Origin of the sequence: uncultured Demequina sp. (assembly GCF_913055775.1) — a bacterium.
Lineage (GTDB): Bacteria > Actinomycetota > Actinomycetes > Actinomycetales > Demequinaceae > Demequina.
In genome coordinates this window covers 1-13,146 of the sequence record NZ_CAJXJX010000011.1, presented here as the reverse complement: position 1 = coordinate 13,146, position 13,146 = coordinate 1, and the positions used below count along the sequence as shown (strand labels likewise).

The following is a 13,146-nucleotide window of genomic DNA, read 5'->3' as shown; positions in this document are numbered from 1 at the left end:
ACTAACCAGCCAACCGGCAGCACGGCATCACCAAGGAGAAAGCAATGACCACCACGAACGACACCACGACCACCAAGGACCTTCCCTGGTACGCCGTCCCCGGCGCGCTCGCGATCATCATGGTGAGCTCGGGCGCCTTCGTCTACCTGCTCGCCAAGAGCATCGAGACGTTCTCGTCGATCGGGTACTGATCCGCTCGCACCGCAAGCCCCGGTCTCCTCGTGGAGGCCGGGGCTTTCTCGTGGGCGCGGGCCGTGCGCTCCTCACCCATGGGTGGGCGTTGCATGCGTGGATTGCGCCCCTACGGCCCACATCCACGCAGGATGCGGCGCAACGTCAGTGGAATGCGCGCGGGGACGGCGGCCGGCTGGCCTCGCGGGAGTCCGGAGGTCCGGCGGGCCTCGCGGGAGTCAGAAGCCCAGGCGGCCCAGCTGCTTGGGGTCGCGCTGCCAGTCCTTGGCGACCTTGACGTGGAGGTCGAGATACACGCGCCGGCCCAGCAGGCGCTCGATGCCCGCCCGGGCGGTCGCGCCCACCTCCTTGAGCCGCGCCCCTCCCTTGCCGATGATGATGCCCTTCTGCGAATCGCGCTCGACGAACAGCTGGGCACGAATCTCGAGCACGTCCTTCGACGCCATCTCATCCTCGGGCTCGAGCAGCTCCTCGATCACGACGGCGATCGAGTGCGGCAGCTCGTCGCGCACGCCCTCGAGCGCCGCCTCGCGGATGAGCTCGCCGATGCGCACCTCCTCGGGCTCGTCCGTCACCTCTCCCTCGGGGTACAGCGCCGGCCCCTCAGGCAGATGCTTGGTGAGCACGTCCACGAGGGTGTCGATCTGGATTCCCTCGATCGAGCTCACGGGCACGATGTCCGCCCACTCCCCCAGTTGGGAGACCGCGAGCAGGTGCTCGGCCACCTTGTCACGCGGCACCTTGTCGACCTTGGTGACGATCGCCACCACAGGCGCCCTGGCCTCCGCGAGCTCGCGCGCGATCCACTGGTCCCCCGGGCCCACCTTCTGGTCGGCCGGCAGGCAGAAGCCGATGACGTCGACCTCCGAGAAGGTCTCGCGCACCAGGTCGTTGAGGCGCTCGCCGAGCAGAGTGCGTGGCCGGTGCAGACCGGGCGTGTCCACGATGACGAGCTGGGAGTCCTCGCGCGTGAGCACGCCCCGGATGGCACGCCGCGTGGTCTGCGGACGCGAGGACATGATCGCGACCTTCTCCCCGACCAAGGCGTTCATGAGCGTGGACTTGCCCACGTTGGGCCTGCCCACGAAGCACGCGAATCCGCTGCGATGGGTGGTATCAGTCATCGTCATCCTCCTCCTGGGGAAGCGCCTCCACGAGCACAGAGATGAGCCGACGGCGCCGGCCCTCGACCCTGTCGGCCTCGAGCGCGAGCCCGTGCGCGCTGGCACGCGCGCCCGGGATGGGAACCTTGCCCAGCGCCTTGGCGAGCAGGCCCGCCGCGGTCTCGACGTCATCCTCGTCGATCTCGACGTCGAACAGCTCGCCGAGCTCGTCGAGCGGGTACCGGGCAGGCACGCGGTAGCGATCGGGGCCCACGCGCTCGACCTCCGGCGCGCTGCGGTCATGCTCGTCGACCACCTCGCCCACGATCTCCTCGAGCGCATCCTCGATCGTCACGAGGCCCGCGACGCCGCCGAACTCGTCCACCACGATCGCCATGTGGAAGACCTCGTCCTGCATGCGCCGCAGCAGGTCGTCGACCGGCACGGACTCGGGCACGAACTCCGGATCGCGCATGAACTGGTCGACGGGGTGCTCGAGCGCCGCAGCGTCATCCCACGTGGTCTTGACGACGTCCTTGAGGTACACGACGCCCACGGTGTCGTCCACGCCGTCGCCGATCACGGGGACGCGCGAGAAGCCCGATCGCATGAACAGGACCATCGCCTTGCGCGCCGGGGTTCCCGACGCGATGGTGATCATGTCCGTGCGCGGCACCATCACCTCGCGCGTCAGCGTGTCGCCCAGGCTGACGACCGAGCGCAACAGCTCCGCGTCCTCCTCCTCGAGCGCGTCCTGCGCCTGCTCGACCAGGTCCTCGGGCTCCGCGAGCGGCGGCATCTTCAGCGCGGGCACCACGGCGCGCACCGGGGCCGTGATCCGGATCATGAACCACGCGACAGGAGCGAGAACGCCGAGCGCGTTGAGGGGGTGGCGCCTCGCGACCTGACGCGGGAAGGCGCGGATCACGAGCAGCGAGAGGACCACGGCGAGTCCGGCAGCCACGAGAACCACCACGAGCGGCGGCCACTCGGCGTCGACCACCAGGTCTCCGACGAGGAAAGTCAGGCAGACGATCGCGAACGCCTCGTGGATCGCGTACGCGAGCGACGCAGCCTCGTCGGTCTGGGTCGGGATCGCCGCGAGCCGCGCCGCGGACGTGGGGCGACCGTCCGGCCTGCGTCGCTGGGCGATCCTGCGCTCCTCGGCGTGAGGGAGTTGCTCGAGCGCCGCGACCACCGCGTGCAGCGCGGCTGCCCCCAGCGCGCCGAAGGCCGCCCCGAGCGCCAGGAGCGCGATGACGGTGCCGGACACGCTGGCCCTACGCGCGGTCCGCGAGGAAGGTCAGCAGGAGACGACGCTGCAGCGCGAACATCTCCTTCTCCTCGTCAGGCTCGGCGTGGTCGTAGCCGAGCAGGTGGAGAATCCCGTGCGTCGTGAGCAGCAGCATCTCCTCCTCCGCCGTGTGACCGGCGGCCGTCGCCTGCCGGGCCGCCACCGTGGGGCACACCACGATGTCGCCCAGGAGCCCCGCGGGAGTGGGCGCGTCCTCGGTGCCGGGGCGCAGCTCGTCCATGGGGAAGGACAGCACGTCGGTGGGTCCGGGCTCGTCCATCCACTGGATGTGGAGCTGCTCCATCGCGGCCTCGTCGACGAACAGGATCGCGAGCTCCGCGCCGTCCGCGACGTGCATCTCGCGCAGAACGTACGTCGCCAGCTCCGCGAACTCGATCTCGTCGACCTGGGCGTCCGTCTCATTGTTGACGTCGATCACGGGCGCTCCTCCGACCTGTCGAAGCGCCTCTGCTGGCCCCCGCCTCGCGGCGGCCGCCGCTCGTCCGCCTTCGCGTAGGCCGTGATGATGTCGCTCACCAGCCGGTGCCTCACGACGTCCTGGGCGCCCAGCTCGCAGAACGCGATGTCCTCGACGCCGTCCAGGATCTCGCGGGACGCCCGCAGGCCTGACTGCGTGCCGCCGGGGAGGTCCACCTGCGTCACATCTCCCGTGACCACCATGGTCGAGCCGAAGCCCAGTCGCGTGAGGAACATCTTCATCTGTTCGCGCGTCGTGTTCTGCGCCTCGTCGAGGATGATGAACGCGTCGTTGAGCGTGCGCCCGCGCATGTAGGCGAGCGGCGCGACCTCGATGGTGCCGGCCTCCATGAGGCGCGGGATGGACTCGGGATCGACCATGTCGTGCAGCGCGTCGTACAACGGCCTCAGGTAGGGGTCGATCTTCTCGTTGAGGCTGCCCGGGAGGAAGCCCAGGCGCTCGCCGGCCTCGACGGCGGGGCGCGTGAGGACGATGCGGTTGACCTTCTTGGCCTGCAGGGCCGCGACGGCCTGCGCCATCGCGAGGTAGGTCTTGCCGGTGCCGGCGGGGCCGATGCCGAACGTCACCGTGTGATTCTCGATCGCGGCAACGTAGTCGGCCTGGCCCTGGGTCTTGGGGCGAATGGTGCGCCCCCGGCTCGACAGGATCGAACGGGTGAGGACCGCGACGGGTCGCGCCGCCTGGGCGGGCTCGCCTCCCGCGTCAGCGGCGGCTGCCGCCACGCCACGCGCCGCACTCAGCATGCGCACCGATTCCCGTGCGACGTCGGGCGTGAGCGGGACCCCTGCGGCCAGCACCGATCGCAGTTCCTCGATCGCCGTCGCGGCGGCGGCGACATCCGACTCGTCGCCGGTCAGCGAGATCCGATTGCCGCGCACGTGCACGTCGACGGCAGGGAACGCGCGCTCCACCTCCTTGATGACGGCGTCGCCCGAGCCCAGCAGCTCCGGCATCCTCTCGGCGTCCTCGATGACGACCACTCGGTTCGCGCTCACACCACGTCCATTCACACCAGGCTCCCGCCGAGGTCGCCGCCCAGCAGATGCCCGTGTGCATGGAACACCGTCTGCCCCGCCTTCTCGCCCGTGTTGAAGATCCACTTGAACTGCCCACCGCACTCGGCATCCGCGATCTCCTGGGCGGCGAGGGCCATCGCGGCGAGCTCGCCGGGTGCGGTCGCCGCGAGCGCGGCGACGTCCGGCGCATGCGTGCGCGGCACGACGAGCACGTGCGTGTCCGCCTTGGGCGCGATGTCGCGGAACGCCACCACGGCGTCGTTCTCCAGCACGCGATCTGCCGGGATGTCACCGGCAATGATCGAGCAGAACAGGCAATCGGCACTCATATGGCTAGCGTAGGCCCCCGGGTGGCTGAGCGTCCGCATCGCCGGTCGCGCGGGCCGATGCGGTGGCGGCCCAGGTGCCGCGCTGCGCGGCGAGCGCCGCGATCGCCGCAGGGCCCGCGGACGATGCGCGAAGGACGTGAGGCCCGAGCACGACGGGCGTGGCGCCCGCGTCAGTCAGCACGGCGACCTCGTCCTCCGAGACACCACCCTCGGGGCCCACGACGACCCACACCGTCTGCCGAGAGTCGGCCCACTCGAGCGAGGTCAGCGGCGTGTCCGCACTCTCGTGCAGCACGAGCACTGCGGCTCCAGCGTCCACTGCGGCCGAGATCTCTTGCGCGAGCTGCGCGGTCGTGACGACAGGCGCGACTTCGGCAACGACCGCCCGGCGAGACTGCTTGGTCGCGGCGACCACCAGCGCCGCCCACTTGTCGCGCGCCTTGTCGGCCTTGGGTCCTCGCCACTGCACAATCGATCTCGCGGCCTGCCAGGGCACGATTCCCGTGGCCCCCAATTCGATCGCGGCCTCGACGGCCTGCTCGTCCCGCCCGCCCTTGGCGAGTGCCTGGACGAGCACCACCTCGGGATCTCGGTCGACGCTCACCTCGTCGACGCGCACGCGCATGGTGCCGTCGCCAGCCTCGACGATGGTCCCGCCGGCACGGACCCCGCGGCCATCCACGAGATGCACGGCCTCGCCGACGGTGCGTCGCTGGACCGTGACCGCGTGCCGGCCCTCGTCACCCGCGACGGTGACGACGTCGCCGGGGCGAGCATCGGCCGCCGCGGCGCTGAGGAAGACCGGCGCGCTCACGTGCGGCTACCGACCCTTGAACGCGTCCTTGAGACGCGAGAACACTCCGCCGCCGATGGGCGCGAGGCTGGCGGCAGGCATCTCCTCGTCACGCAGTTCAGCGAGCTTCCGGAGCAGCTCTCGCTGCTCATCGTCCATGTCCGTGGGCGTGTGGACGTCGAGCTGGACGAACAGGTCGCCGCGACCGTGCCGCTGGAGCCGACCCACGCCGAGCCCCTTGAGCCGCACCGTGGTGCCGGCGTGCGTCCCCGGGCGGATCTCGACCTTCTGCTCACCATCGAGGGTCTCGACGGTCATGTCCGCACCCAACGCGGCCGCGGTCATCGGCACCTCGAGGGTGCAGTGGAGATCGTCTCCGCGACGCTCGAACGTGGGGTGCGCCTTCTCGCGGATCTCGACGTACAGGTCGCCCTTGGGGCCGCCGCCGGTGCCGGCGTCTCCGGCCCCGGCGAGGCGAATGCGCGTGCCGGTCTCGACGCCGGCGGGGATGTCGACGGAGACCGTGTGGCGCGAGTGGGTGCGGCCCTGGCCCGAGCAGTCGCCGCATGGGCTCGCGATGATCGTTCCGTAGCCGCCGCAGCCGGGGCACGGCGACTGCGTCATCACGGGGCCAAGCAGCGAGCGCGCCGTGCGCTGGATCATGCCCGAGCCGTTGCACTGGCGGCACTGCTGCGGGGAGGTGCCCGGCGCACAGCACGAGCCCTGGCACGTCGAGCACAGGTCGGCGAGGTCGACCTCGACCTTGCGCGTCACACCGAACACGGCCTCCTCGAGCGACACCGCGGTCTGGACCAGGGTGTCGCCTCCGCGCTGCGTGCGCGAGGCCGGACCGCGCTGAGCGGCGCCGCCGAACGGCGATCCGCCGCCACCGAAGAACTGCTCGAAGATGTCCTCGAATCCGAAGCCCTGAGGACCTCCCTGAGCACCGCCGCGACTCCCACGGGGGTCCACGCCGCGGTCGTACTGGGCGCGCTTGTCCGCGTTGCCGAGCACCTCGTAGGCCGCGGCGACGTCCTTGAAGCGGTCGCCCGCCTCGGGTCCGGCGACGTCGGGGTGCAGCTCGCGCGCGAGCTTGCGGTAGGCCTTCTTGATCTCGGCCTCGCTGGCGTCCCTGGAGACTCCCAGGGTGGCGTAGTAATCGTTCACTCGTTCTCCACGACTCTCGACAGGTAGCGGGCGACGGCGCGGACTGCCGCCATCGTCCCTGGGTAGTCCATGCGGGTCGGACCCAGTGCGCCGAGCAGCGACGTGGCGTCGCCGCCCGGGCCGTAGCCCGCCGCGATGATGCTGGTGCGCGCGAGCGCCTCGTTGTTCATCTCTGCGCCGATGCGCACGGACACGTCAGGGCTCTCGTGCGTCATCTCGTGCAACAGTCGCAGCAGCACCACTTGTTCCTCGAGGGCGTCCAGCACCGAGCCGATCGCATCCGACTCGAAGTCCGCGCCCGCGCGTGCGAGGTTGGCGGCCCCCGCGAAGACGACCTTCTCCACGGTGCCCCCGCGAGCGGCGGCGACCACGGCGTCGGCAACCGGAGCGGCCCACGCCACCTGGCCGTGCCGTCCGGCCCACGCGTCCAGCGAGGTCTGCAGCGGTGCGGGCGTCAGCCCCACCGCCGCCTCGTTGAGCTCGCGTGCGGCGCGCTCGAACTCCTCGTCCGGCACGGCGGCGCCCAGTGCCACCGTCGACTGCTCGACCCGCGCATCGGCCGAGACGACCACGACGAGCGCGTGCTCAGTGCCGATGCGCACCAGCTCCACGCGCCGCACCGCCGACTCGCGCACGCTCGGGTACTGGACCACGGCCACCTGGCGCGTGAGCTGGCTCAGCAGGCGCACCGACCGTTCGACGACGTCGTTGAGGTCGACAGCGTCGGACAGGAAGGTCTGGATGGCGCGGCGGTGCGGATCCTGAAGTGCCGCAGCCGCCAGGTGGTCGACGAAGAAGCGGTAGCCCGCGTCCGTGGGGACCCGTCCCGCGCTGGTGTGGGGCTGGGCGATCAGCCCCTCCTCCTCCAGCGAGGCCATGTCGTTGCGGATGGTCGCGGGCGACACCCCGAGCGCGGAGGACTCGGCGAGTGCCTTCGACCCCACCGGTTCCGAGGTTGCGACGTAGCCCTCCACGATGGCGCGGAGGACGGCGCTGCGACGGTCCTCGCTCACGGCTCCCCTCCTCCTGGCACTCGGTAAGCGTGAGTGCTAATCGTATCGCGGACGTCGGACAGGTAGCGTGGCCCTCGGAGGCGCGAGGATGACCGACAGCACGTATCACGAGCACGACACGGCGATGGCGGGCCTCGCGCACCTGGGCGCGATCGTCGGGCCGCTGGTTCCCCTCGGGGTCTGGCTCGCGCGCCGCCGCGATGACCCCTGGGCCGCGAGCCAGGCGGCTGCCGCCACGAACTTCGGAATGCTCGTCCTGGTGGTGTTCGCCCTGGGTACGGCGGTGAGATTGTTCGTGCCACTCGTCGCGTTTGTCGGTACATTGGCACAGTTGGCTGTTCTCGCCGTCGCGGCCGTCCTGTGCGTGCAGGCCTTCCGCGCCGTGCGCCGGGGACTGCCGGCGACGTATCCCTACGACATCAAAGTGGTGAGAACAGCATGACTGACAACAGCACGCCTCCTCCCCCGCCCCCGCCGCCGCCGGAACAGCCCCCGGGCGGCCAGCCCGCAGGCGGACCTCCGTCGGGCGGACAGCCTATGTCCGAGCAGGATGAGAAGACCTACCTCCTCATCTCGCACATCGGCATGATCATCACGGGCTTCCTCGCGCCGCTGATCATCTGGCTGATCGCGAAGGACCGCAGCGCGCGGATCGACACCGAGGGCAAGGACATCCTGAACTTCGGCATCATGATCTCGATCGCGTACATCGTGGGGGCGATCCTGTGGATCATCCTCATCGGCGGCCTGGTCCAGCTGGCCGCGTTCGTGGTCGCCGTGATCTTCGGCATCCAGGGCGCGATGGCCGTCAACCGTGGCGAGACGTACAAGTACCCGTTCAATCTCTCGCTTGTGAAGTGACCCCCTGAGGGTCCTCCCCGACATCCATCAGGGCCCGTCATCAGCCGCCAGGCCGATGACGGGCCCCGATGCTGTCTGAGACCCTGAGGTCATGAACGACACCACTCACTCCGGCGCCCCTGCGGCGCCCGTCCCGCCTGCCGGCTCCGCATCCGCCGGCCCGGTTCCGACCGGCGCGACCCCGTACGCGCCGCGGCCGATGCTCGAGGCCGAGGCGCGCACGTGGTCGATGCTGATCCACGTCCTCGCGCTCGCCGCCGTGGTCCTCAGCGGCGGCTTCCTGGGTTTCGTGGTCCCGCTGGTCATCTGGATGATCTTCCGCGAGCGCAGCGCCCTGGTCGACTTCCACGGCAAGCAGAACCTCAACCTGCAGCTCACCCTGCTGGTCGTCTCCGTCGCGGCCGTCGTCATTGGCTTCATCACCGTCGGCTTCGGCTTCCTGCTGACGGGTCCGCTGTGGCTCGCGTACGGCATCTACGCGCTCGTGATCTCGATCGTGGCCGCGGTCAAGGCCAGCTCGGGACAGTACTACCGGATCGGATTCACCATCCCGTTCATCAAGTGACGGCCGGGCGGTGCGGGCTCACGTGAGGGCCCGCACCGCGGCATCGGCCATCAGGCGCCCGCGCAGCGTGAGCCGCAGCCGGCCGCCGATCAGTTCGCGGCCGTCCAGGATCCCGTCGGCGACCAGGGCGGCCGCCTCTCGCGGTCGCGGCTCAGGCAGGGCCGCCACCGGCATCCCCTCCGCGAGGCGCAGCCGCAGCATCACCGCCTCCAGCGCGAGGTCGGCCTCGCTGAGCGGCTCGCGCTCGGCCGCGGGGCTCTCGCCCGCCGCCACACGCTGCGCGTAGGCGCGGGGCAGCTTGACGTTCCACCACCGCTCGGCGGCCGCCTCGCTTCCATCAGGGCCGATGCGCGGGCCCAGGTAGCTGTGCGCTCCCGGCCCGACGCCCCACCAGTCCTGGCTGGTCCAGTAGGCGATGTTGTGGCGGCACTCCTGCCCCGGCTCCCTCGCCCAGTTCGACACCTCGTACCAGGCATATCCCGCCTCCGCCAGCCGCGCATCGGCCCGCTCGTACATGTCGGCCTGCGTGTCCAGGTCCACTGCCTCGATCTCCCCGCGGCGCAGCTGAGCACCCATGCGGGTGCCGGGCTCGATGACCAGGGCGTAGGCGCTGATGTGGTCGGGCTCGAGCGCGATCGCGGCGTCGAGGCTGGCTTCCCAGTCGGCGAGGCTCTCTCCCGGGGTGCCGTAGATGAGGTCGAGGCTCACGGACAGACCCGCAGCACGAGCGGCAGCGACCGCGCGGCCCATGTTCTCGGGCCGGTGCGTGCGCTCGAGGGTGGCGAGCACATGCGGCAGCGCGGACTGCATGCCCAGGCTCACGCGAGTGAAGCCGGCCGATGCGAGGGCGGCCAAGGACTCGGGCGTCACCGAGTCGGGGTTGGCTTCCGTCGTCACCTCGGCATCGGGCGCGAGGCCCCACGTCTCGCGAACCCCGTCGAGCAGGGCGCTCAGTGCGCGCGCGTCCAGCATGGTGGGCGTGCCGCCGCCGATGAAGACGGTGCGAGCAGGGCGCTCGTCGCCCGCCATGGCGTCGCGCGCCTGGGCCATCTCCCCGAGCGCGGCGGCGACGTAGTCGTCACGCGACCCGAACCCGGTATCTCCCGGGGCGTACGTGTTGAAATCGCAGTAGCCGCACCTGACCGCGCAGAACGGGACGTGAATGTAGACGCCGAAGTCGCGCATCGGCGTCGCCGTGGTCGCGACCGCGGCCACTGCTACTTCTTCTTGCCCTTGTCCGAGCCGTCGTCGGACGTGCTGAGCGCGGCGATGAAGGCCTCCGGCGGCACCTCGACCGAGCCGATGTTCTTCATGCGCTTCTTTCCCGCCTTCTGCTTCTCGAGCAGCTTGCGCTTGCGCGAGATGTCGCCGCCGTAGCACTTGGCGAGCACGTCCTTGCGAATCGCGCGGATGGTCTCGCGCGCGATGATCCGCGAGCCGATCGCCGCTTGGACGGGCACCTCGAACTGCTGGCGGTCGATGAGGTCCTTGAGCTTGCCCACCATCGACAGGCCGTACGCGTAGGCCTTGTCCTTGTGCACCACGGCGCTGAAGGCGTCGACCTGCTCGCCCTGGAGCAGGATGTCCACCTTGACGAGGTCCGCGGCCTGATCGCCGGCGGGCTCGTAGTCCAGCGAGCCGTAGCCGCGCGTGCGGGACTTGAGCTGGTCGAAGAAGTCGAAGACGACCTCCGCGAGCGGCAGCGTGTAGTGCATCTCGACGCGGGTCTCGGACAGGTAGTTCATGGTGCCCATCTGCCCGCGGCGCTCCTGGCACAGCTCCATGACGGTGCCGATGAACTCGCTCGGGACCAGGATCGACGCCTTGACGACCGGCTCGCGCACCTCAGCGATCTTGCCGCCAGGGAACTCCGACGGATTGGTGACCGTGTGGACCTTGCCGTCCTCCATCTCGACCTCGTAGACCACGTTCGGCGCGGTCGAGATGAGGTCGATGCCGAACTCCCGCTCTAGGCGGTCGCGCACGATCTCGAGGTGCAGCAGCCCCAGGTAGCCGCAGCGGAAGCCGAAGCCGAGCGCCACCGAGCTCTCGGGCTCGTAGACCAGCGAGGCGTCGTTGAGCTGCAGCTTGTCGAGCGCGTCTCGAAGGATGGGGAAGTCGGAGCCGTCCAGCGGGAACAGCCCGGAGTAGACCATGGGCTTGGGGTCGCGGTAGCCGCCCAGCGACTCCTTCGCGCGGTTGTTGGCCTGCGTCACCGTGTCGCCCACCTTGGACAGGCGAACGTCCTTCACGCCCGTGATGAGGTAGCCCACCTCGCCCACGCCCAGGCCCTTGGTGGGCTTGGGCTCCGGGCTGATGACGCCGATCTCGAGCAGGTCGTGCGTGGCAAGCGTCGACATCATCGCGATGCGCTCGCGCGGCTTCAGGGAGCCGTCCACCACGCGCACGTAGGTCACCACTCCCCGGTACGTGTCGTAGACCGAGTCGAAGATCATCGCCCGGGTCGGCGCCTTCGGGTCGCCCACCGGCGCCGGAATGTCGCGCACCACGCGGTCCAGCAGCTCCTCGACGCCTTCGCCGGTCTTGCCCGAGACGCGCAGCACGTCCTCGGGCTCGCAGCCGATCAGCTGTGCGAGTTCCGCGGCGTAGCGCTCGGGGTCAGCCGAGGGCAGGTCGATCTTGTTGAGCACCGGGATGATGACGAGGTCGTTCTCCATCGCGAGATAGAGGTTCGCGAGCGTCTGGGCCTCGATGCCCTGCGCGGCGTCGACCAGCAGGATCGCGCCCTCGCACGCGGCGAGCGAGCGCGAGACCTCGTAGGTGAAGTCGACGTGCCCGGGGGTGTCGATCATGTTGAGGGCGTGAGGCGTGCCCTCGACCTCCCAGGGCATCCGGACCGCCTGCGACTTGATGGTGATCCCACGCTCGCGCTCGATGTCCATGCGGTCGAGGTACTGCGCCTTCTGGAGACGCGCCTCGAGCACCCCCGTGATGCCGAGCATGCGGTCGGCAAGGGTCGACTTGCCGTGGTCGATGTGCGCGATGATGCAGAAGTTGCGGATCAGCTCCGGCGCCGTCGCGGCAGGCTCGATGCGGGGGTCGGAAGTCACGGTGCGGGGATCCCTCGGGTCGGGAGTGGCAGGGCAGACTCCATCATCCCGCGTCCGGATCCGTCCTCGTGCGGGATCCTGCCTCGCCTCATGAGTCCTGCAAACCTGCCGATAAACCCTGGTGACGGCGGAGATGGCCCGCCGCGGCGACGGCCCAAGGGAGGCATGGCGCGTGAAGCACGAGGATGAGCTCTTCTGGCAGGCGTTCCGGAGCTCGCCCATCGGCATGGCGATGGTCGATCCGCTGGGACGCATCACCGAGGCGAACGCCTCGCTCGCGACCATCCTTGGTCGCGACATCGGCGACCTCGCGGGGACCCCGGCCGAGGCGCTCGTGCACCCCGACGACACGGCGCGCGACGCCGAACTCCGCGAGCAGCTCGCCTCGGGAGAGCTCAACTACTTCCAGCTGCAGGCGCGTGCGCTGCACAGCTCCGGCGACACGGTGTGGACCCGCTCGACGGTCACCCGGCTGGGCGACCCAGGAGCCGACGCCCACTACCTCCTGCAGATGGAGGATGTCAGCGAGGTGCGGCGCGCCAAGGACCTGCTGGAGCGCCGCGCCCAGTTCGACCACCTGACGGGACTTCCCAACCGCTCGCTGCTGCTCGAGCGCACGGCGGCCGCACTGCGCACGCACGCGGACGCGGACGCCACTGTCGCGTGCCTGTTCATCGACATCGACCACTTCAAGCTCGTCAACGACTCCCTGGGTCACCACGCCGGCGACCGCATGCTGGTCGAGCTCGCGCGCCGCATCCAGGAGTCGGTGCGGCCCGTTGACACCGTGTCGCGCCTGGGCGGCGACGAGTTCGTGGTCGTGCTCGACGGCATCGTCGGCAAGACCGCCGCCGAGGGCATGCTCGCCGTCGTCTCGGCGGCGATTCAGGCCCCCATCACGGTCGAGGGTCACCGCATGAGCCCCACCGTCTCGATCGGCCTGGCCCTGGCAGAGCCCGCGATCACCGCGGAGACGCTTGTCCGCAACGCGGACCTCGCGATGTCGCACGCCAAGAGCTCCGGCCGCAACCGCGCGGAGGTCTTCCGTCCCGGTCTGCAGGACAACGCGATGGTGCGGCTGTCGATTGAGACGGAGCTGCGCACCGCGATCCGCGAGGGCGAGCTGGTGGTGCACTACCAGCCGATCGTTCGCCTCGACACGAACGAGGCCGTCGCGTACGAGGCGCTGGTGCGCTGGCAGCACCCGAATCGCGGGCTCCTCCTCCCCCAGGAGTTCATCGAG

Annotated in this window: 15 protein-coding genes; 5 read left to right on the top strand and 10 right to left on the bottom strand. The window is 70.1% G+C overall.

The features are described 5' to 3' along the window. Positions 1 to 44: 44 nt before the first annotated feature. A complete protein-coding gene (locus tag QZ483_RS02085) occupies positions 45 to 191 on the top strand; it encodes a hypothetical protein (RefSeq protein ID WP_297081327.1) in 147 nt (48 codons plus the stop codon). A 219-nt stretch (positions 192 to 410) separates the two neighbouring features. Here the strand turns inward: QZ483_RS02085 and era are convergent, their stop codons facing one another. Genes era through hrcA form a run of 8 tightly spaced genes read right to left on the bottom strand, consistent with a single transcriptional unit; the run spans position 411 to position 7,406 of the window. Further along, the gene (era, locus tag QZ483_RS02080) at positions 411 to 1,322 is read right to left on the bottom strand and encodes a GTPase Era (RefSeq protein WP_297081326.1); all 912 of its coding nucleotides are present in this window, start codon (positions 1,320 to 1,322) and stop codon (positions 411 to 413) included. Further along, positions 1,309 to 2,568 (bottom strand): hemolysin family protein, encoded by a 1,260-nt coding sequence (locus tag QZ483_RS02075; protein WP_297081325.1) that lies wholly within the window; start codon positions 2,566 to 2,568, stop codon positions 1,309 to 1,311. Before QZ483_RS02075 ends, era begins: the two co-directional genes overlap by 14 nt. Before the next feature lie 7 nt (positions 2,569 to 2,575). Further along, complete coding sequence (gene ybeY, locus QZ483_RS02070; RefSeq protein WP_297081324.1) at positions 2,576 to 3,028, bottom strand: rRNA maturation RNase YbeY; 453 nt, start codon at positions 3,026 to 3,028, stop codon at positions 2,576 to 2,578. Then, a complete protein-coding gene (locus QZ483_RS02065) occupies positions 3,025 to 4,041 on the bottom strand; it encodes a PhoH family protein (RefSeq protein ID WP_297081355.1) in 1,017 nt (338 codons plus the stop codon). The genes ybeY and QZ483_RS02065 overlap by 4 nt, the downstream gene beginning before the upstream one ends. A 53-nt stretch (positions 4,042 to 4,094) precedes the next feature. Next, positions 4,095 to 4,433 (bottom strand): HIT domain-containing protein, encoded by a 339-nt coding sequence (locus QZ483_RS02060; RefSeq protein WP_297081323.1) that lies wholly within the window; start codon positions 4,431 to 4,433, stop codon positions 4,095 to 4,097. 4 nt (positions 4,434 to 4,437) lie between these two features. Further along, positions 4,438 to 5,247 (bottom strand): 16S rRNA (uracil(1498)-N(3))-methyltransferase, encoded by an 810-nt coding sequence (locus tag QZ483_RS02055; RefSeq protein ID WP_297081322.1) that lies wholly within the window; start codon positions 5,245 to 5,247, stop codon positions 4,438 to 4,440. Between the two features lie 6 nt (positions 5,248 to 5,253). Beyond that, complete coding sequence (gene dnaJ, locus QZ483_RS02050) at positions 5,254 to 6,393, bottom strand: molecular chaperone DnaJ (RefSeq protein WP_297081321.1); 1,140 nt, start codon at positions 6,391 to 6,393, stop codon at positions 5,254 to 5,256. Further along, on the bottom strand, positions 6,390 to 7,406 hold the full coding sequence (gene hrcA / locus QZ483_RS02045; RefSeq protein ID WP_297081320.1) for a heat-inducible transcriptional repressor HrcA: 1,017 nt from the start codon (positions 7,404 to 7,406) through the stop codon (positions 6,390 to 6,392). Before hrcA ends, dnaJ begins: the two co-directional genes overlap by 4 nt. Positions 7,407 to 7,494: 88 nt before the next feature. Here hrcA and QZ483_RS02040 point away from each other — a divergent pair, with 88 nt between their 5' ends. The 3 genes from QZ483_RS02040 (at position 7,495) to QZ483_RS02030 (ending at position 8,832) form a co-directional block, all read left to right on the top strand. Further along, positions 7,495 to 7,848, top strand: coding sequence for a DUF4870 domain-containing protein (locus tag QZ483_RS02040; protein WP_297081319.1), 354 nt, complete (start codon positions 7,495 to 7,497; stop codon positions 7,846 to 7,848). Positions 7,849 to 7,943: 95 nt separating this feature from the next. Next, complete coding sequence (locus tag QZ483_RS02035) at positions 7,944 to 8,267, top strand: DUF4870 domain-containing protein (RefSeq protein ID WP_297081318.1); 324 nt, start codon at positions 7,944 to 7,946, stop codon at positions 8,265 to 8,267. Between the two features lie 91 nt (positions 8,268 to 8,358). Then, positions 8,359 to 8,832: a DUF4870 domain-containing protein gene (locus QZ483_RS02030; protein ID WP_297081317.1), complete on the top strand. Its 474-nt coding sequence runs from the start codon at positions 8,359 to 8,361 to the stop codon at positions 8,830 to 8,832. A gap of 18 nt (positions 8,833 to 8,850) precedes the next feature. On the opposite strand, the gene hemW is transcribed toward QZ483_RS02030, so the two are convergent. Next, positions 8,851 to 10,017: a radical SAM family heme chaperone HemW gene (gene hemW / locus QZ483_RS02025; RefSeq protein WP_297081354.1), complete on the bottom strand. Its 1,167-nt coding sequence runs from the start codon at positions 10,015 to 10,017 to the stop codon at positions 8,851 to 8,853. A 32-nt stretch (positions 10,018 to 10,049) separates the two neighbouring features. Beyond that, a complete protein-coding gene (gene lepA, locus QZ483_RS02020; protein ID WP_297081316.1) occupies positions 10,050 to 11,903 on the bottom strand; it encodes a translation elongation factor 4 in 1,854 nt (617 codons plus the stop codon). Between the two features lie 172 nt (positions 11,904 to 12,075). On the opposite strand from lepA, the gene QZ483_RS02015 reads away from it, so the two are divergent. After that, positions 12,076 to 13,146, top strand: a 1,071-nt coding sequence (locus QZ483_RS02015) for a bifunctional diguanylate cyclase/phosphodiesterase (RefSeq protein ID WP_297081315.1), incomplete at its 3' end; no start/stop codon positions are given.